The organism is Microcystis sp. M015S2 (assembly GCF_020245945.1).
Classification (GTDB): domain Bacteria; phylum Cyanobacteriota; class Cyanobacteriia; order Cyanobacteriales; family Microcystaceae; genus Microcystis.
Map to the genome: position 1 here is coordinate 1 of NZ_JADBTX010000052.1, position 18,249 is coordinate 18,249.

Here is an 18,249-nt window from a genome sequence, read left to right on the forward strand (position 1 = left end):
AGAAGTTTGAACATATCCTACTCTTTCTTGTCTTTCGTACCATGCTTGTGTTCGTTCGTGGAGAGCTTTATTGTAAACTAATCTTACACAGCCCAAAGTGCGCCGCAATAGCGACTCTTGTTCGGGTGTGGGGTAAAATCGAAACGAATAGGCTTTTTCCATACCTCACATTTTAGCATATATTTCGTAAACGATGCTCATATTTAACAGTAAAGCCGTCGTAGAACGACGGGGTTTCAGACCCAAATTTTCGATGACGGAGCTACTTTACCGGGAAGTCTGGATTATCGGCTGGCCGCCGAAATATGTCGGGAACTCGATGCCATCGAGCGAAAGAATTGACGAGATTATCGAAATCCACCTATCGACTATCGGCAACCAGCGCACATCGACCGAGGAAAGGTCAGCGCGGCAGAAACATCAGGCTGTTTTGGGGAAATTGAACGGTCATTCCTTAAATGGTGCAGGTTGAACGATTTTGGTGTTTACTGTCCCAATTGCGTACTGCCCTCTTAAAACAGCGATCGCCGACTCATCGTTAAACGTAATTGTACTACCAGCAGGAGTGAAGCAGTCGGAGAAACAGGCGAGTAAATGACCTAACGAGAGTGCGGTCTCGCGCAGCGAGTGCCTTCGGCAGCGCTGTCAGCTAATTGCCCAGGAAGTGGCCGATGGGGAGGGAGACAGCCGCAATCAAATCCGTCGCCAAAAGAGAGTGGGTGATGCTGCGGTGGGGAAACCTGTCTTCCAGGAAGCTGCTGAGGGGGAAGCAGATTTTGTCGATGGTACTGGTGGTGGTGTCGATGTCGGGAAGCTGGGAACCCAGGACAGCCAAACCCAACGCCATCGGGTCAGCAGTTGCTATGATTAAGGATGTGCCTGCTGCGGCGATGGTGGCGTGGGTCATGGACATGAAGCCGAGAAACATGGGTAATTATTACTTATCGAAAATTTTGGGTTTAAAATATGTCAAGACCTCAAAACCAAATTCCGAGAACACCTTCTCTTTGCATCACGTTTTGCCTACGTACAATCAATTTAGTAGCCTCTGGTGGAAGTAAAGTATTTATAATTTCTACAACCTTTTCTGCCCCTTTGCGGTCTTTTTCATCGAAAAAATCAACCCCAGGACCATATTTGTCTGATTTATTGTCAAATCCTACTACTTGAAAACCCTGAGATTCTAGTTTTTGAATAAGGAGATTTCGTTCAAGAACTGGACGACTATTTACTTGTCCAAGATGAATAAAAAGCCGAAACCTAGAATTTATTATTCTAGAATTTAGTTGTGTTTCAATTTTCTTAGATTCTTCCTTAGCCTTAACAGTCAATAATCCAGATTGTTTTGCCCACTGATTAAGTTTTTCTCCTGTTGCTGGCTGAATCATCAGTAATAGCGTTAGAGCGTTATTCTGTCTTATACTATTCCCACTGACTATCTCCTGATAAAAAATCTCAACATATTTCTGTTCTAATTCTCTACTAAATTGAGATTCTTGGAGCTGTTGCAGTTCAATCTGTATTTGATTTTGCTTTTGATTTTGCTGGTCTGCTATTTGATTTTGATTCCATGCTATAAATGCCGCCAGAAGAGCCGCAATACTAGAAATAATAATGCCAATCGCTTCTATTTTGGTTATTTGGGGCTTATCATTGCTCATTGTCCTAACCTCTTTCTTGCGCCACGAACTGAACCAAGCTGCTTCAGTGCCATACCAGCCACCAAACAGACCCCACCTGTAATATCTGAACTTTCCTCCAAATGGCAAAACTCTTAACCTAATGAAGTTTCGGCGATTTCATCTGTGCAATTGTCCCCCAAGTAATCTGATTATTTCCCCCTTATTCACCTATCCCTACTCTATCTCCGATAATCTCAACGAATGAGGCTGTTTTCATAAATTTTAATAATTAGCTGATAGTGAATCGCCGATAGCCGATGGTAGAAATATCCAGCGATTGCTAAAGTGCTTAACAAAAGAAATTGTAATCCTATCGATTTTGACCGTGCCACTATCCAAAGGAATAGATTAGATTTCTTGAAAAGACCGATGCGGGGAAATTACCGATCGATCACCCGAACTTTTTCCTTATCCGTAAAGATCGGGCGATTTGCCTATTCTTGCTATTCCTAATACATCCGAGAGCGCCCGTCCCGTCTTATCTATCTTTAAACCCTAACTATCCCCGTACAATTATCAGCATATCGATCATAAACCTTGAGATAGGTTGCACGCCATGAGCGAATACCAATATTACGAATTCCAAGCTATCGATCGCCCCCTCACCCAAGAGGAAAGGGCTGCCCTCTGCCAACTGTCGGGCTGCGTCAAACCGACGGCAACGAGTGCCAGTTTCACCTACCAGGGTAACGTGGAACGTGATCCGAAGGAATCTTTTTCACTGGAAAGACGATCTGTTACGGTACGGCTGTAATGCCTGATTTTGTCCTATAGGTCTAATAAAGTTGTTAAGTATTGCCCTTATCGATCGACATCGGGTTAGCTTGGAGATAGCAGTGAGCATTCAGCTTTAAACACTTAATAACTGCTAACCTAATCACTGATAAGGGGGTTTTTTCATGGCTTTTAGCCGTTCTAGCGGTATTTTGCTTCATCCCACCAGTCACCCCGGTCGTTACGGGATTGGAGAACTAGGTAGGGAAGCCTATCAATTTATCGATTTTTTGGCTCAAAGTGGTCAAAAACTCTGGCAAATTCTCCCTTTAGGCCCGACAGGGTACGGTAACTCTCCCTACATGAGTTTTAGTGCCATTGCCGGCAATCATCTCCTGATTAGTCTCGATATTCTTCGGGAAAAAAACCTGCTTAGTCAGGCAGATTTCGAGGATATTCCCGATTTTCCCCTCGATCAAGTGGATTTCGATAAATTGATCGCTTGGAAAATTCCCCTACTTAGAAAGGCGGCGAGCAATTTTGTCAAGGGTTCTGACACAATTCTTTACAAACAGTTTGCTGGCTTTTGTGCTGGCAATGCCGATTGGTTAGAGGATTACGCCCTATTTATGGCTTTATCCCACGCTTACCCGGGTAAAGCATGGATGGAATGGCCGACAGAAATTCGCGAACGTCATTGGGGTGCGTTGGAAACACCGAAACAGGAGTTACAAGAGGAGATTTTTCTGCACAAATTCCTGCAATTTGAGTTTTTTGAGCAGTGGTTAGCCCTAAAACGCTATGCTAACTCCCTCGGTATCGAGATTATCGGTGATATCCCCATTTATGTCTCCCATAATAGTGCCGATGTTTGGGCAAATCCGCAGGTTTTCCGACTAGATCCCCAAACCGGTAATCCCTTGGAAGTGGCAGGGGTTCCCCCGGATTATTTCTCAGAAACGGGGCAATTATGGGGAAATCCTCTTTATAACTGGGATTATCTCAAAAATACGGGCTTTGACTGGTGGGTACGCCGTTTAAAAGCGGTTCTTTCCCTAGTCGATATCATCCGTATCGATCATTTTCGCGGATTAGAGGCCTATTGGGCCGTGGCTTTTGGCCAGGAAAATGCTATTAATGGTCATTGGCTCAAGGCCCCGGGTTATGATCTCTTTAATACTATTGGCGCTCGTTTAGGTAAATTGCCGATTATTGCCGAAGATTTGGGCGATATTGACCAAGCAGTCCTAGATTTTCGCGATCACTTTGCCTTCCCGGGGATGAAAATTCTCCACTTTGCTTTTGGGGGTGATGCGGGTAATCCCTATCTTCCTTTCAACGTCGAACGCAACTGTGTGATTTATACCGGCACTCACGATAATAATACTACTGTGGGCTGGTTTCAAGATAACGCCAATGACTACGAAAAAGCGCGACTTTATCAATATCTTGGCGCTCCCAGTGGTCAGGGAGTGGCTTGGGATCTGATTCGACTGGCCTATAGTTCCGTGGCTAATCAGGCGATCGTACCGTTACAGGATGTGTTAGGTTTAGGATCGGATGCGCGCATGAATACCCCTAGTGTCGCAGAAGGGAATTGGTCATGGCGCTATCGTCAGGAAGCTTTAACCGGAGAATATAGCGAGAGATTGCGAGATTTAGTTAATCTTTTTGGCAGAAATCGTTAAATCTCAATCCTTTTTTCGAGACGTTACTCCTAACGTCTCTTTTAGTCTGGTTAATGTGGGTAAGAATTTTTTAGCAATCTTTGCCGGATGCGATCAAGATTTTCTTGACTATTGACGGGTAAATGGGGTAGGGGTAATTCTAAATTGGGCCAATTAGTCAAATCATGGCAGGGACAGGATAAACCCGATTGGCCCAGTACTTCAATTGGTACTGGTATAGTACAACGAGCGCAGGGGTGAAATTCCCATTGAGGGGAAAGTAAGTCTTGGATGGTTTGTTGAGTACCTTCTAGGTAACAATCGCCACTTTGAGGATCGAGCATTTTTTGCCAACAATCTTCAAACTCCGATGAATAGCGATCGCCATTGAAGATAGGCAGCGGACATAGCATAGCTTGGTTTTTGGGACAAATAACTTTTTTTCCCAATTGAAACCAATGGGCGAGATACTGTTTAACTGCGGAGGTGTCTGACATATAGTTTGTGTGGAGGCTGCCCTGATGATTGCTCTTACCATCAATCCTAGCGTTAACTTCTGGTGTCGGACAGGTCTTAGGATGATTGATGATCGAGTTTAATAATTATTTTAGGTAACTGAGCATCGGGAGCTAGATTAATCCCAATAAACTCACTATTAAAGCTTTTTGGGCGTGCATCCGATTTTCCGCTTGTTCCCAGACTTTTGATTGTACACCCTCGATCGCCCCGTCGGTAATTTCTTCGCCGCGGTGAGCAGGTAAACAGTGGAGAATAATCGCGTCTTTGTCAGCGTGACTCATTAGCTGTTCATTGACTTGGTAGGGCTGAAAAACGGGAATTCGGGCATCAGCGAGGCTTTCCTGTCCCATACTTGCCCAGACATCAGTATAGACCACCTGAGAGTCTTTTACTGCCGTAACGGGATCGTCGGTAATTAAGATTTTACTACCGGTTTTCTCGCCAATAGCTTGGGCGCTGGCGACAATTTCCCCATCCGGTTGATAGTTTGCGGGGGAAGCAACTCGCACATTTAACCCCATCAAAGCGCCACCCAAGAGGAGAGAATTAGCGACATTATTACCATCCCCGACATAGGTGAGGTTAATTCCCCGTAAAGTCTCAAAAGTCTCTTGGATAGTCTGTAAATCGGCTAATATCTGACAGGGATGTTCTAAATCCGTTAAAGCGTTGATAATCGGGATGCGCGAGTAATTAGCAAAAGCTTCTAAATCCTCTTGTTTAAAGGTGCGAACTGCGAGAATATCGAGATAGCGATCGAGTACCCGGGCTGTATCTGCTAAGGGTTCCCCGCGCCCCACTTGGGTTACACTGGGATTAAGATCGATCACCTGTCCCCCTAACTGGTACATGGCGACGGTAAAGGAAACCCGCGTCCGGGTGGAAGCTTTATAAAATAGCAATCCTAAGACTTTTTTGCAGCTAGGGTTAAGAGTACCAGCTTTAAGCTGTGCCGATAGATTGAGTAGGGCGCTGATTTCTTCGCTACTCATGTCGGTTATTCTTAAAACATCTCGTCCTTTTAAAGTGGCTACCATTGGTTTTTCTCTCGATAAACAGGGGTCTTGATCGGCTTTTATGGCAGTTAGCGATTAGCAAAAATCTTGAGTGAAGACCTTATTATAATCCAGTTTTTTCGCTATTAGGCAATTTTTCCCGAAAATTTTGATTGTGGGGGATGTTAGTCCAACTAACACCCCCCCACTTTTTCTGTTAAATTGGGTAAGTGTTAAAAATTGTCAGATTCCCCCCGCCTATCGGCACACCCCTTATCAAGGGGAGCAGGGGGGATCAAACCCAAAATCTAATTTCTACTTAACTAATTTTGACCCACACTTAGAACAAAAATTAGATGAGGGGGGATTTTTGTGTCCACAATTACCACAGATAATCAAAGCTGGGTTAGCCACCTCTGTCACCGGAGAAAGAGGAATTTCTCCAGCACTATCCAATTTATAGTTATGGATTAACTGCAAAATAATTGCATCTTCCCGTTTATATTCTGTATTATCTTTTCCTCCTGTTAATTCCTCGGAACGTTGTTGTAAATATTCGATAAAAGTCCTATACAAAGCTTGTTTTTTCTCCGGAGTGGCTGCAGCCTGTAACTTAGCCGTAACCTGACTTTGAATTTTTTCCTTATCTTCGCGACAAGCTTTTACTTCTAACACCTGTACCGCATCTTCCCAACTGGTGGCGATATCGACTTTTTTTAATCCCGTTGCGGTTTTAATTTCATAGCGAATTGTTTTCTCATTAGTGACTCGATTGACTTCTGGAAAAAGCACTTTCAAAGCTCGGGCTGTTACTACCAATTGATAAATACTCGGATCTTCGGGAAAAACATCCCAGAAAGGAGGTTCCTTTTGGATATGCACGGGGATGGGTAAATCGCGATTTTCCCCCATTTGTTGGGCGCGTTTAGCGAGAATAAATTCTCCTTTCCAGTCCTGATAGGATTGCCGCAAATCTCGCATTCCCTCGAGACAGCGTAGGGAAAAACCGCCAATTTCCTGCACGAAGACAAGACGATATTTTTCCACGTCTCCCAAGGGTTTAATATCGTCTTCATTGGCAATAAATTCCCGCAGTTTCGGAATAATTTTTTGAGCTGCCGGGTTACTGGTATTTCTTCCCCCAATCAGGGCAACATTTTGATTTAATTGGGGTGTAAAACCCGCATCTTTTCCCCGCAAAACCGCAGGATTGAGCATAATTAGGGGTCGCGATTTTTGGTAGGCAATGCGAAGATTATTGATAATATCGGTATCGTTGTTATAGATTTTTAACAAGCGATCACAAGCGGCTAATTCCTGCTGAATGCGACTACTAGCGGGAGCATTTTGTAGTAGTTGATTAGCTTGATTTAGGATAACTTGTTGAAAATCTCCTTGACGAATATCGGCAATCTCGGTGATGTCAAATAAACGCATATTTTCATCAGCGCGGCGCGTTTCTTTCCAGAGGGGGCTAGATTGCTTTAAAATCTCTTCTGAGAGGGGTAAACAAAGGTTATCCATACCTGTATCGTAGGCATTTTTGTTACCAGCAATCCCCGAGGCAAATTGTTCGATAAAGTCTTGATAAAGGCTATTTAATTCTTGTCTGTCAAATAATTTAATCCCATTAATTAACAAAGCATCGGCACTATCGATCTGTTGATTAGCTTGGAGATTAAATAGATCGCGACTTTGAATTAATTTCTGACGAAAGCGATTAAAACGGCTTTCTAATTGATTAAGATGTTCCAGTAAACGATTAATAACCTCTACTCCTGCACCTCTGGTTTTTCGTTGAATATTGGCCATTAAATAGCCTTCCAATCCCGTTAAAGCTTGTTCACAATATTCTTCCATTTTATCTTTTTTCGAGATATGAAGTTTATCTTTCAGATCATTAATTTCTGCCAAGGCTGTATCATATTCTCGTTGACGTTTACTTTCGTTTTGACTCCAAACCTGTTCTTGATCACGACGGAATTTTTCGGCTATGTCGGTGAAGATTTGTCGTACTGAAACAATAAAACTCTCGGCAAATTTTACCCCACGGTTCCGATCTTCAAGGATATTATAAAACTCCATTTCTAGGGACTTTTTACCCCGTTGAATAATTTCATCCCGGTTACTATAAATCTTTTTCAGGTAATCACCGTGCAGCCGTTCATCGGGACTCAATTCTAGTAAATGATTGCGTTTAAATTCCTCGACTCTTGGCGTTAAATAATCATTAATAAATTGCAGAATTTTTCCCTGTTCATTACCTAAAATATTAACACCCTGTTTGGTACAAGATAGCCAATTATCTTGATTGATTTCCTGACGAGTTTCGTTAATCCATTGGGAGATTATGGCAATTAAAGAGCGATCCTTGTCGGCACATAAATCCATAATTAATTCCCCTTCGCTCAAGCGCATTCTTTTGAGGATATCACCTCTTACTAACTCCAACATTTGAGCGGGTAAAATCACGGCATCATTCAGCCACCAATTAATTAAATCTTTGGCTAAACGTTCCGATAAAGAGGCCCGAATTTGGGCAATAGGAATTTCAATAGTTGATAGCCCAAAACTCATAAATTGCTTAGGATAACCGCGACCCCCAGGGTCAGCTTGCGCCCAAGAACCCTTAATATTATCTCTAATGGAACGCTTATGGGGGGCAAAATCAGACGTCATATCTAGGAAGATATTTTGGGCGATCATTTCCCGAATTTGACCGAGTTTAAAATCACCTTCGCCGTTTTTTGTACCCACTAAATAGGTAAAATCAAAGGGGGGTAGCTTACTAACAACTTCATCGACTAAACCGCTGCTAAACTGTTGATGATATTCGGTTCTGTAGTCAGAAAAGTAATTTAATTCCATCAGGGCAGCGTAACCATTAGCCAAAACTCGATCGCCGACACTAATCCCCGCAAATGCTTCAGGAGTGGGAACAATTGCCGTACTCAAAGGACTACTTTCCCCTCGCAACCAATTACGAATACAGTAGCCTAGATCGATTAACATTCCGCTACCTGTACCACCGTTTAAAGACCCCGTAGTAAAGACATTAATAGCAGTATTATTAACTTTAATTCCATAGCGATCGAGCATAAAGTTTTCTTGTCCTTTTACCCGTCTCACCGCATCCAGAAATTTTCTTTGGATCTCATGATAATTACAAAATAAAGCAAAACGGCCACAGGCGCGAATTTGTCCCGCTCCCGCTTCCAGGGAAGTAATATTTCTCTCTAATTCCGGGGGAAACCAACTATTAATCCAGGGATATCTATCCATGTCAGATACCATCTCCTGTACCTGTTTTCCACTCACCCTGGACCAGTGTTTTTCGTTATCTTTAAAAGCACTGCCAGCAGCTTCAGGATTACTGATTTTATAATCCTTATCCGTATCAACCACCAAAAAACTGACAATCGGAAAATTGCTCAAACTGCCATAACTTTCCTCGATTAAGCGACGCAAGCGCGATAAAATTTCGTTACCCGTGCCACCAATACCCACTAAAACCGTGGGAACCATGCTTTTTTCTTCTACTGCTGCTGGCATAATTATTTAACTCCTAAGGCCATTTCTTGACGGTTGCGAGGGACTTCGTAGGTGAGGAAATCGTAGGCTAATTTAGTGTTAGGAAAAATTGCCCGCGCTTCCTCTAACAGATTGGAAATATCCAGAGAATTCCCCGGTAGATAACGGGGACTAAAATGGGTCATTAATAACAATTTTACCCGGGCTGCCAAGGCCACCTGGGCTGCCATCGTCGAAGTGGAATGAACACTTTCAAAGGCTAATCCGGCATCTTGGTGAGCAAAAGTCGCCTCATGAATTAACACATCTGCATCGCGTGCCAATTCGATCGAGCCTTCACAGAAAATAGTATCGGTACAATAGGCAATTTTACGGCCGATTTCCGTTTCTCCGCAGAGGGACTGACCGCGAATTTTTCTGCCATCGGGGAGGGTGACAGTTTCCCCTTTTTTCAGCTTGCCGTAAATTGGTCCGGGGGGAATACCTAAAGCGTTGGCTTTTTCTACATCAAAACGTCCAGGACGGTCTTTTTCGGCGATACGATAACCGTGGGCGGGAATACGATGTTTTAGTAGCTGACAGGAGACGGTAAATTCTTCATCTTCGTAGAGTATGCCGGGGGAAACGGCATGGACACGCACCCGATTGGCTAAATTAGTATAGGAATACTTAGCACAAGCACGCAGATATTCCGCTAGTCCGGGGGGTCCGTAGATATCAATATCCTGAGCAGAACCGGCTAATCCGATACTGGCTAACAGTCCCATTAAACCAAAGATATGATCTCCGTGCATGTGGGTGATAAAAATGCGTCGGATTTGGGAACTTTTTAGGTCGCTACGCAGTAACTGGTGTTGAGTTCCTTCTCCACAGTCAAACAGCCATATTTCCGCCCGTTGCGGCAAACGAAGGGCGATACTAGAGACATTACGGGAACGAGTGGGAACCCCAGAACTGGTTCCTAAAAAAGTAATCTCCACAGGATAGCTGTCGGGATAGAGGATTCTTTTTCTAGTCTAGGCTGTTTTTATCGATTTCTCGATCAAATTGCTGCTTTTCTGTATTTGATCACTTGGAAACAGGAAATCCCCTGATTTTGACTTAACTCTGCAATAATTACTCGCAGCCAGAAATACACCAGCGTCCCTATCATACTTTGTGCTTTTTGTCAAAAAAACTTTTTTTTTGCAATAAAACTACACAAAAAAAAGATCATCGTTGTGGGTGAAATTGACTGATTTACCCGTCTTAATTAGGATCACCTTGTAGGTGTGGCAAGGGTTTTAACCATTGCTGCCCAAAAAAGCACAGAATAACCCATTATGAAATTCAGTAAAATCGCTGTAACCATGATAACATCGTTGTTAAATAAAAATCTTTCTCAATTAATTCTTAAGAATTTGTAAATATTGCGAAATGTTAATTTAAATATTCTCAAGTTTGTGGAGTCAATAAATAATTTTTGCTTATCTTTGTCCAAAATTGGGTTAGAAGTCAGGAGTCAGGAGTCAGGAGACAGGAGTCAGGAGTCAGTATTCAGGAGTCAGGAGTCAGTATTCAGGAGTCAGGAGTCAGTATTCAGGAGTCAGGAGTCAGGAGACAGGAGATTATTTTTATTTGTTCTTCCCACACCCCACACCCTACACCCCACACCCCACACCCCACACCCCACATTACTTCCCTAGAACGATCTTTGGGACAAGATTAAGTTTAAAATCTGAAATAGATGATTTTTTTCAGGATCGAGTCAAGTTTATGGCAGATATTGTCGATATTGCGGTCAGTGCCGATAATTTTAAAACTCTAGTAACGGCGGTACAAGCGGCTAATCTTGTGGATGCCCTAAAAAGTCCCGGCCCGTTCACGGTTTTTGCCCCCACCGATGAAGCTTTTGCCAAATTGCCCCCTGGGACGATTACAACCCTAGTGCAGAATATCCCCCAATTAACCCGAATTCTCACCTATCACGTCGCTGCGGGCAAATATATGCAGGAAGATTTGGCAAAATTGGCTGTAGTGACTTCTCTAGAGGGTTCACCGATTCCCATCGATTGTAGCGAAGGTTTTGAGGTGAAAAATGCCACGGTTGTCGCGGGTAATATCGAGGCGGATAATGGTGTGATCCACGTCATCGATACGGTGATTCTAATGGGTTAGTTTTTGACCGGCTTTTGCCCGGTCTGCATCTAGGGCAAATCTGTCTTAATTTAGTAACTAAATGTACAGATACTTTTGCTTGTTTATGTTTCCGATGCTCGCCGGAGGAAAATGCCCACTTTCTGCACTTTCTTGTCTGTACCTGTTCAGACTAAATCCTGTTATTAAAGACTGATTATCTATTGATCCTTTTACCTATTACATGAGTAGAAAACGGGTTTCTCCGAGAAACCCGTTTTCTGTGCGTTACTCAGTAATGGTAACGTGGAGGAACTCGCTCAAGAATGGATACAAACACTGCTCGCTAATCTAACAACTTAATAGTTTCCGCAAAATTCAGCCAAAAAAGAGGCCACTTTCTGGGAGATGGCCTCTAAATTTTTTTGTTAGGGGTTGGGGGTGTTGGGGTTTTAGGGTGTTAGGGTTTTAGGGTTTTAGTTGAATTCCCCCATTCCCCCACTTCCCCATCTCCCTACTCCTCTATTCCCCAGAAGCATTAGGACTGATTTTGAGAACTAAAACCCCTAAAGGTGGTAAACAAAGATCGATCGAGTAGGGACGGCTATGATAGGACCATTCCTCCGACCATTTACCGCCAAGGTTGCCCATATTACTACCGCCATATTTACCCGCATCGCTGTTAAAGATTTCCTGATAAAAACCGGGATGGGGTACACCAACGCGATAATGGCTGTGGGGTTGGGGAGTAAAATTACAGACCACCACCAGAAACTCCTGCCAATTTTTGCTCCAGCGCAGGAAAGAAACGACACTATGACTATTATCACTACAGTCGATCCACTCGAAGCCATCCTGACCAAAATCCTGGGTATATAAAGCAGGTTCACTCTTATAGGTGGCGTTCAAATCTGAGAAAAAGCGTTTTAGCTGTTGATGGGGTTCATGCTGCAAAAGACCCCACTCCAAATCACCCCAAACATTCCACTCACTCCACTGGCCAAATTCCATGCTCATAAACATGGTTTTCTTGCCGGGGTGGGTAAACATATAACTAAATAAGGCCCGGACATTGGCGAATTTTTGCCACTCATCCCCCGGCATTTTGCCAATCATATTACTTTTGCCGTGAACCACTTCATCGTGGGACAAAGCCAGCATATAATTCTCGCTGTGGTTATACCACATACTAAAAGTGACATTATTTTGATGGAATTGACGGAACCAGGGATCCATGCCGAAATAATCAAGCATATCGTGCATCCAGCCCATATTCCACTTCAAATTAAAGCCTAAACCGCCCATATAGGTGGGCCAGGACACCATCGGCCAAGCGGTGGATTCTTCGGCAATAGAGAGAATTCCGGGGAAATAGCTAAAAATTACATGATTAACTTGACGCAGGAATTCCGCAGCTTCTAAATTTTCCCGGCCACCGTACTCGTTAGCCACCCATTCCCCATCTTTACGACAATAATCGAGATAGAGCATAGAAGCCACCGCATCCACGCGAATGCCGTCAATATGGTACTTATCGAACCAAAAAAGAGCATTAGCGACGAGGAAATTTCTGACTTCGTTGCGACCGTAGTTAAAAATTAAGGTTCCCCATTCCTTGTGTTCCCCTTTGCGCGGGTCGCCGTGTTCGTAAAGATGAGTACCATCAAAGAAAGCTAACCCGTGACCATCTTTGGGAAAGTGACCGGGGACCCAATCCACTAGCACACCAAGGCCATTTTGATGACATTGATCGACAAAATACATAAAATCTTCAGGATTGCCGTAGCGACTGGTGGGGGCAAAATAACCCGTCACTTGATAACCCCAAGAACCATCAAAAGGATGCTCGGCGATCGGTAATAATTCGATATGGGTGTAACCTAATTCTTTAACGTAGGGAATCAGTTTTGCGGCTAACTCGTAGTAACTCAAAAAGCGCGCCCCAGTGTTCCATTCCGACACGGGAACCGCTTCCCCGGACCCAGAAAGTAAACGGGGGGGTTCGGCACTAGAAGCGTGCAGCCAAGAACCGAGGTGTAATTCGTAAACGGAAACCGGTTGAGTTAAAGGATCGCTATGACGGCGTTTTTCCATCCAATCGCTATCATCCCAAGTATAGCTATCTAAATTAGCCACGATCGAGGCGGTTTTCGGGCGTACTTCTTGGGCAAAACCGTAGGGATCAGATTTTTCGTAAATATGACCTTCCCAATTTTTGATCTCGTATTTATATTTAGTGCCAACACCGATTTCCGGGATAAACAATTCCCAGACCATATTATTACGTTTCCGCATTTGGTGATCACGACCATCCCAGTTATTGAAATCACCAATAATCGAGACGTTGCGGGCATTAGGAGCCCAAACGGCGAAATAAACCCCTTTAATACCCTCGATTTCAGCTAAATGCGCCCCTAATTTTTCATAAATGCGGTGATGGTTGCCTTCTCCAAACAGATGTAAATCAAAATCGCTGAGTTTGGCAGAACGGAAGGCATAGGAATCATAGATTACCCGTTCCTGTTCCCCCTCGTGGATGCGTAATTGATAATTGTTCAGTTCACCGATATCGATGACGCACTCGAAAAAATGGGGGTGATAAGCGGTCGTCATGGGATATTCTTGTCTTTGGGACGGTAAAATAACCCAAGCGGCCGTGGTTTTCGGTAAATAGGCTCTGACAACCCATTTATTGACTTTTCCTTCTTCTTCTAGGGGATGGGCCCCCAAAACCTCAAAGGGATCGTGATGGAGGTTGTTGACGATTTGATGGACTTGTTCGGGGGATACCACTATAGACATTCATTTACCACTCTTGACATCTACAATACTTATAGCAAGGAAATAGTCATTTTTTCCTTGCCTTCTGGGAATTCTCAAACTAATGATATATTCTGCCTACTCATTCAACTATGGCTGTGACTGCTGCCAAAATTCCCGTCATTAAAGACGATTTTGCGCTCCGAAACCTGATTTCCCCTTTTCTCGGTCAAAAAAACTAACAAGTAGAAATGGCGGCCGATGGTAAAACTGCCAATTTAATCTCGATTTGGTCATTCTCGATGTTAATCTAGCGGATAGCCTCGAATTTGAACTACAAATTTATCGCTCAATCTTCTTTCATTTTATCTCTACACAGTTCTTAACTGGAACGAGTTTGATCGCTAGGAGATTGACTTTCTTCTAATTCAGCTTTGATTTTTACCGAGTCTTCAATCTGCTGGGCTTCTCGCTTAAATTCACTTTCAAATTCCTTTGATGCTTCTTGAAATCCTCGAATCGTTTTGCCTAAACTGCGACCGATTTCTGGTAATTTTTTCGGTCCGAAAACTAGCAGGGCAATCAAGAGAATTAACCCCATTTCTGGTAATCCAATCCCAAAAATATTCATTTTTTTGCTCCTAATAAAAAACTCGCGGTGGGCAATAACCCACCTGCCAAAGTCCGAGGGACAATTCTGCCGCCAAAAATGCCGACGAGATTGTTGGAATCTGCTTACTGACCCCAATCTACATTAAATCCTTCTAAAATTAGGGAGGAGTTGTAGATCTGTAAAATAATCAGCAAAAAGACTAAAAACAGAGCCATAAACACTCCCATCAGCAAGGTAGTTCCCCAACCGGGAGAAACTTTACCATATTCTGAGTTGAGGGGACGAAGGATTTCACCTAAGCGTGTACGCTGTGCCATAAGTTACCAAGAAAGATCTGTAAATGATAATTTTGTATTGATCCGTAATTTGACGAAGTGCCAACCGGTCAACCCAGTGAGATAAAATCTACTGCTGTTGCCAGTGGAGCTTTTTTGGTCTAATTCCGAACGGAATCGTTTTTCGCCTGCCCTGCCACGCCCACAAGAATCTGCAAGCGCCTACAGTACGGGAATTATTCTAACATTGTTTGGTGATCTTCTCAGGATTTAGGAGATGGTCGATGGGTTTGGGGTGATGGGGGAGAAGGGAGAAGAGAGATGGGAGAAAAAAGCTGATCAGTGATCACTGATCACTGATCAAGTCTCCTTCGGTGCTATGATCGAGGATGTAAAGTTTTATCAACACTAACTTAAACAAGCTCTCAAGAGAGGATATAAAGAACAGCAGATGGCTTACACACTTCCCCCTTTACCCTACGATTACACTGCCTTAGAGCCTTGCATCACCAAAAGTACCCTAGAATTCCACCACGACAAGCACCACGCCGCTTATGTCAATAACTATAACGGTTTGGTCAAAGATACGGAACTCGATGCTCTCTCTTTAGAAGAAGTTATCGTTAAGGTTGCCGGTGATGCCTCTAAAGCTGGGGTTTTCAACAATGCCGCCCAAGCATGGAATCATAGTTTTTATTGGGACTGCATGAAACCGGGTGGTGGCGGTGCGCCTACCGCTGCTTTAGCCGCTAAAATTAACGCAGATTTCGGCAGTTTCGAGAAATTTGTCGAAGCTTTCAAAACTGCGGGTGCTACTCAATTCGGTAGCGGTTGGGCTTGGTTAGTTCTCGATAACGGTACTCTCAAAGTCACCAAAACCGGCAACGCTGACAATCCTTTAACCGCCGGACAGGTTCCCCTCTTAACTATGGATGTGTGGGAACACGCTTATTATCTCGACTACCAAAATCGTCGCCCCGATTACATCAGCGACTTCTTAACTAAGTTAGTCAATTGGGATTTCGTGGCTGCTAATTTAGCCGCAGCCTAAAAAAAATTTGGCTCAGTTAATCAGTTATCAGTTATCAGTTATCAGTTATCAGGGGTTGACGAGCAGGGAGAAACCATCCATAGGTTGGGGGTTAATACTACTCTTAAAATTGGCAGCTCTCTCTAATATTAATTATCCTTAAATATAGATAACCAGAAAAAACTTTTTTAACATCGATCGCGCTTGTTGCACAATGGAACAACCTGTCAGTTGGATTATTCCCCGTCATCCCCGTCCCGATTATCCCCTGTTTGTATTTTTACCCGGAATGGATGGCAGCGGCCAACTATACCATCGTCAGATTAAAAACCTTGCTCCTTACTTCGATCTGCGTTGTTTGGCGATTTCCCCGCAATATCTCGGTGATTGGGAGGAATTAAGCGATTGCGTGATTGCTTTATTGACACAGGAATTAAAGGGACAATCGAGAAAAGTCTATCTCTGCGGTGAGTCTTTTGGTGGCTGTTTAGCCTTGAAAATAGCGACAAAATCAGCAAAATTAATTAAAAAACTGATTTTAATTAACCCCGCTTCTTCTTTTAATCAAAGACCTCTTTTAAGCTTGGGAATCGGTATCACCCAGATAATGCCCGATTTCATCCACGGCAGCTCGGCCCTGACTATTTTACCCTTTCTGGCCGCTCTGGGTCGAATATCCCGGGAAGATCGCCGCTCTCTCCTCAAAGCCATGCAATACGTCCCACCGAAGACGATTAGCTGGCGTTTATCCCAGTTACAACGGTTTCAGGTTAGTGCCAGCGAGTTAAAAGATCTGCAATTGGAGGTGTTAGTGATAGCCAGTCAAGGCGACCGACTGTTACCATCGGTAGCGGAGGCTAAACGCCTAATTCAGCAGTTACCCGCCGCAAAATTGACGATTCTGCCCCATAGTGGTCACGCTTGCCTGCTGGAAACCGATATTCACCTCAAAGACATTCTCCATCACCATGCTTGTCTCCCCCGAAGCCTACCCGCAAAAAGTCACTGAGGATGGTTCTTATACCTTTTTTTCGACCGAATTCGGCGAATGTTATCATTCTACCTCCGGGGCAAGGGAAGAAGCCGAGAAAAAATTTATCCTCTCCAGTCGTCTGGCAGCAAAAGCAGACCAGAGCAATAATCTAAAAATTCTTGACATTTGTTACGGCTTAGGGTATAATACCGCCGCAGCCTTAGCGGCCATTTGGCAAGTTAGGGGGGATTGTCGGGTAGAATTATTAGCCTTAGAAAGCGATCGAGTGGTTCCCCTAGCAGCTATTAGAGAAAATCTCTTAAATAGTTGGAGTCAACCAATTCCCGAATATTTAAGTGATTTTGCCCATAATCACCGGCTAGACTTGCCTAATCTCACGGCTAAACTGTTAATCGGGGATGCGCGACAGACGATAACCAAGGTGATTGAGGCGGGTTTTCAAGCGGAGGCGATTTTTCTCGATCCCTTTTCCCCGGGTAAATGTCCGCAACTGTGGACGGTGGAGTTTTTAGCTTTAGTGGCCAAATGTCTGAGTCCGACCGGTTATTTAGTCACCTATTCCTGTGCTGCCTCGGTGCGAAGGGCTTTACAATTAGCAGGATTGCAGATTGGAGCCACCGATAGCGTCGGTCGGCGATCGCCAGGGACAATAGCCAGTTTTTTGTCCTTACCCCCATCTTTATCGGCACAGGAACGGGAACATCTGCAAACTAAGGCCGCTATTCCCTATCGAGACCCGACTTTAAGCGACCCGGCCGAAGTGATTATACAACGTCGTCGCAGCGAACAGGCTCTCTCTGATTTAGAACCGACTAGCCACTGGAAAAAACGTTGGCAAAGATCAGTTAATTCGATCGCAATCTCGGAATGAGAATATGTAGTTAGGGTTGGCTGAATATCAGTGAAAGCCTTGCTAGAAAACGGTTTAGGGACTTTTTTTTCAAGAAAAGTGCCAGAAACAAACGTTGAGAAATCGAAATAGGGACTCATACCAAATCCTGTTATAATAAAACGAGTAAAGACGAGGAGATAAAATGCCCAAGAAAGCTTACTTAGCCGAACATCTAAGTTCCGAGGAACTGAAAGATAGATACAGAAGCAGTCAAGACTCAGTGGAAACAAGAAGATGGCACTTATTGTGGAAAATATCGTTAGGATGGACAATCAAAAATGCGGCAGTAGCTGTGGGGTTAGATTATCAATATAGTTTTAAAATTCTCAAAAGATATAATGAATTAGGAGAAGAAGGAGTTAAAAATCTCAAGAAAAAAAGTGCGGAACATCGGAGAGGAAAAGAACCTTTATTGAAGGAAGAACAATTTCAAAAATTAAAAGAAGAACTGAAAGAACGTCC

At 43.6% G+C, this 18,249-nt stretch carries 17 protein-coding genes; 7 read left to right on the top strand and 10 right to left on the bottom strand.

Translation table 11 applies throughout. From position 1 onward, the window contains the following. On the bottom strand, nt 1-162 hold a 162-nt coding region (locus tag IM473_RS10970), incomplete at its 3' end, for a helix-turn-helix domain-containing protein (protein WP_287660688.1). A gap of 31 nt (nt 163-193) precedes the next feature. Here IM473_RS10970 and IM473_RS10975 point away from each other — a divergent pair. After that, a complete protein-coding gene (locus IM473_RS10975; RefSeq protein ID WP_287660675.1) occupies nt 194-472 on the top strand; it encodes a hypothetical protein in 279 nt (92 codons plus the stop codon). 177 nt (nt 473-649) lie between these two features. Here the strand turns inward: IM473_RS10975 and IM473_RS10980 are convergent, their stop codons facing one another. Continuing rightward, nucleotides 650-928, bottom strand: coding sequence for a metal-dependent hydrolase (locus IM473_RS10980; protein ID WP_149106599.1), 279 nt, complete (start codon nt 926-928; stop codon nt 650-652). Nucleotides 929-977: 49 nt separating this feature from the next. Next, entirely contained in the window at nt 978-1,769 is a 792-nt protein-coding gene (locus IM473_RS10985; protein ID WP_287690447.1) for a hypothetical protein, read from the bottom strand. A gap of 812 nt (nt 1,770-2,581) precedes the next feature. On the opposite strand from IM473_RS10985, the gene malQ reads away from it, so the two are divergent. Beyond that, nucleotides 2,582-4,084: a 4-alpha-glucanotransferase gene (malQ, locus tag IM473_RS10990; RefSeq protein ID WP_287660677.1), complete on the top strand. Its 1,503-nt coding sequence runs from the start codon at nt 2,582-2,584 to the stop codon at nt 4,082-4,084. 50 nt (nt 4,085-4,134) lie between these two features. On the opposite strand, the gene IM473_RS10995 is transcribed toward malQ, so the two are convergent. The 4 genes from IM473_RS10995 to IM473_RS11010 all read right to left on the bottom strand — a co-directional run bounded on the left by IM473_RS10995 (nt 4,135) and on the right by IM473_RS11010 (nt 10,088). Then, nucleotides 4,135-4,560 carry a hypothetical protein gene (locus IM473_RS10995; protein WP_287660678.1) on the bottom strand — a complete coding sequence of 142 codons (426 nt, stop codon included), beginning with the start codon at nt 4,558-4,560 and terminating at the stop codon, nt 4,135-4,137. A gap of 132 nt (nt 4,561-4,692) precedes the next feature. Then, a complete protein-coding gene (gene argF / locus IM473_RS11000; protein WP_287660679.1) occupies nt 4,693-5,619 on the bottom strand; it encodes an ornithine carbamoyltransferase in 927 nt (308 codons plus the stop codon). 273 nt (nt 5,620-5,892) lie between these two features. Next, nucleotides 5,893-9,129, bottom strand: coding sequence for a tubulin-like doman-containing protein (locus IM473_RS11005; protein WP_287660681.1), 3,237 nt, complete (start codon nt 9,127-9,129; stop codon nt 5,893-5,895). A gap of 2 nt (nt 9,130-9,131) precedes the next feature. Next, a complete protein-coding gene (locus IM473_RS11010; protein ID WP_287660682.1) occupies nt 9,132-10,088 on the bottom strand; it encodes a ribonuclease Z in 957 nt (318 codons plus the stop codon). Nucleotides 10,089-10,863: 775 nt separating this feature from the next. Between IM473_RS11010 and IM473_RS11015 the strand changes: the two genes are divergently transcribed. Next, complete coding sequence (locus tag IM473_RS11015; RefSeq protein ID WP_016516781.1) at nt 10,864-11,265, top strand: fasciclin domain-containing protein; 402 nt, start codon at nt 10,864-10,866, stop codon at nt 11,263-11,265. Between the two features lie 480 nt (nt 11,266-11,745). Here IM473_RS11015 and glgB read toward each other — a convergent pair whose 3' ends face one another. The 3 genes from glgB to psbH form a co-directional block, all read right to left on the bottom strand. After that, complete coding sequence (gene glgB / locus IM473_RS11020) at nt 11,746-14,025, bottom strand: 1,4-alpha-glucan branching enzyme (RefSeq protein WP_287660683.1); 2,280 nt, start codon at nt 14,023-14,025, stop codon at nt 11,746-11,748. 340 nt (nt 14,026-14,365) lie between these two features. Beyond that, nucleotides 14,366-14,614, bottom strand: a complete 249-nt coding sequence (locus tag IM473_RS11025; protein WP_045358984.1) for a TatA/E family twin arginine-targeting protein translocase — start codon at nt 14,612-14,614, stop codon at nt 14,366-14,368. A 104-nt stretch (nt 14,615-14,718) separates the two neighbouring features. After that, nucleotides 14,719-14,913: a photosystem II reaction center phosphoprotein PsbH gene (psbH, locus tag IM473_RS11030; RefSeq protein WP_002736544.1), complete on the bottom strand. Its 195-nt coding sequence runs from the start codon at nt 14,911-14,913 to the stop codon at nt 14,719-14,721. Between the two features lie 409 nt (nt 14,914-15,322). On the opposite strand from psbH, the gene IM473_RS11035 reads away from it, so the two are divergent. The 4 genes from IM473_RS11035 to IM473_RS11050 form a co-directional block, all read left to right on the top strand. Continuing rightward, entirely contained in the window at nt 15,323-15,922 is a 600-nt protein-coding gene (locus IM473_RS11035; RefSeq protein ID WP_287660684.1) for a superoxide dismutase, read from the top strand. A 193-nt stretch (nt 15,923-16,115) separates the two neighbouring features. Continuing rightward, on the top strand, nt 16,116-16,910 hold the full coding sequence (locus IM473_RS11040; protein WP_287660685.1) for an alpha/beta fold hydrolase: 795 nt from the start codon (nt 16,116-16,118) through the stop codon (nt 16,908-16,910). Then, nucleotides 16,870-17,766: a tRNA (5-methylaminomethyl-2-thiouridine)(34)-methyltransferase MnmD gene (locus IM473_RS11045; RefSeq protein ID WP_287660686.1), complete on the top strand. Its 897-nt coding sequence runs from the start codon at nt 16,870-16,872 to the stop codon at nt 17,764-17,766. Before IM473_RS11040 ends, IM473_RS11045 begins: the two co-directional genes overlap by 41 nt. Before the next feature lie 163 nt (nt 17,767-17,929). Next, nucleotides 17,930-18,249: helix-turn-helix domain-containing protein (locus IM473_RS11050; RefSeq protein WP_287660687.1), on the top strand; the 320-nt coding region annotated here is incomplete at its 3' end.

Excerpts from the sequence above, each read along its gene's own strand:
- IM473_RS10975 (WP_287660675.1), top strand. The coding sequence starts at position 194 with ATGCTCATATTTAACAGTAAAGCCGTCGTAGAACGACGGGGTTTCAGA.
- IM473_RS10980 (WP_149106599.1), bottom strand. The coding sequence starts at position 928 with ATGTTTCTCGGCTTCATGTCCATGACCCACGCCACCATCGCCGCAGCA.
- malQ (WP_287660677.1), top strand. The coding sequence starts at position 2,582 with ATGGCTTTTAGCCGTTCTAGCGGTATTTTGCTTCATCCCACCAGTCAC.
- IM473_RS10995 (WP_287660678.1), bottom strand. The coding sequence starts at position 4,560 with ATGTCAGACACCTCCGCAGTTAAACAGTATCTCGCCCATTGGTTTCAA.
- argF (WP_287660679.1), bottom strand. The coding sequence starts at position 5,619 with ATGGTAGCCACTTTAAAAGGACGAGATGTTTTAAGAATAACCGACATG.
- IM473_RS11005 (WP_287660681.1), bottom strand. The coding sequence starts at position 9,129 with ATGCCAGCAGCAGTAGAAGAAAAAAGCATGGTTCCCACGGTTTTAGTG.
- IM473_RS11015 (WP_016516781.1), top strand. The coding sequence starts at position 10,864 with ATGGCAGATATTGTCGATATTGCGGTCAGTGCCGATAATTTTAAAACT.
- glgB (WP_287660683.1), bottom strand. The coding sequence starts at position 14,025 with ATGTCTATAGTGGTATCCCCCGAACAAGTCCATCAAATCGTCAACAAC.
- IM473_RS11025 (WP_045358984.1), bottom strand. The coding sequence starts at position 14,614 with ATGAATATTTTTGGGATTGGATTACCAGAAATGGGGTTAATTCTCTTG.
- psbH (WP_002736544.1), bottom strand. The coding sequence starts at position 14,913 with ATGGCACAGCGTACACGCTTAGGTGAAATCCTTCGTCCCCTCAACTCA.
- IM473_RS11035 (WP_287660684.1), top strand. The coding sequence starts at position 15,323 with ATGGCTTACACACTTCCCCCTTTACCCTACGATTACACTGCCTTAGAG.
- IM473_RS11040 (WP_287660685.1), top strand. The coding sequence starts at position 16,116 with ATGGAACAACCTGTCAGTTGGATTATTCCCCGTCATCCCCGTCCCGAT.
- IM473_RS11045 (WP_287660686.1), top strand. The coding sequence starts at position 16,870 with ATGCTTGTCTCCCCCGAAGCCTACCCGCAAAAAGTCACTGAGGATGGT.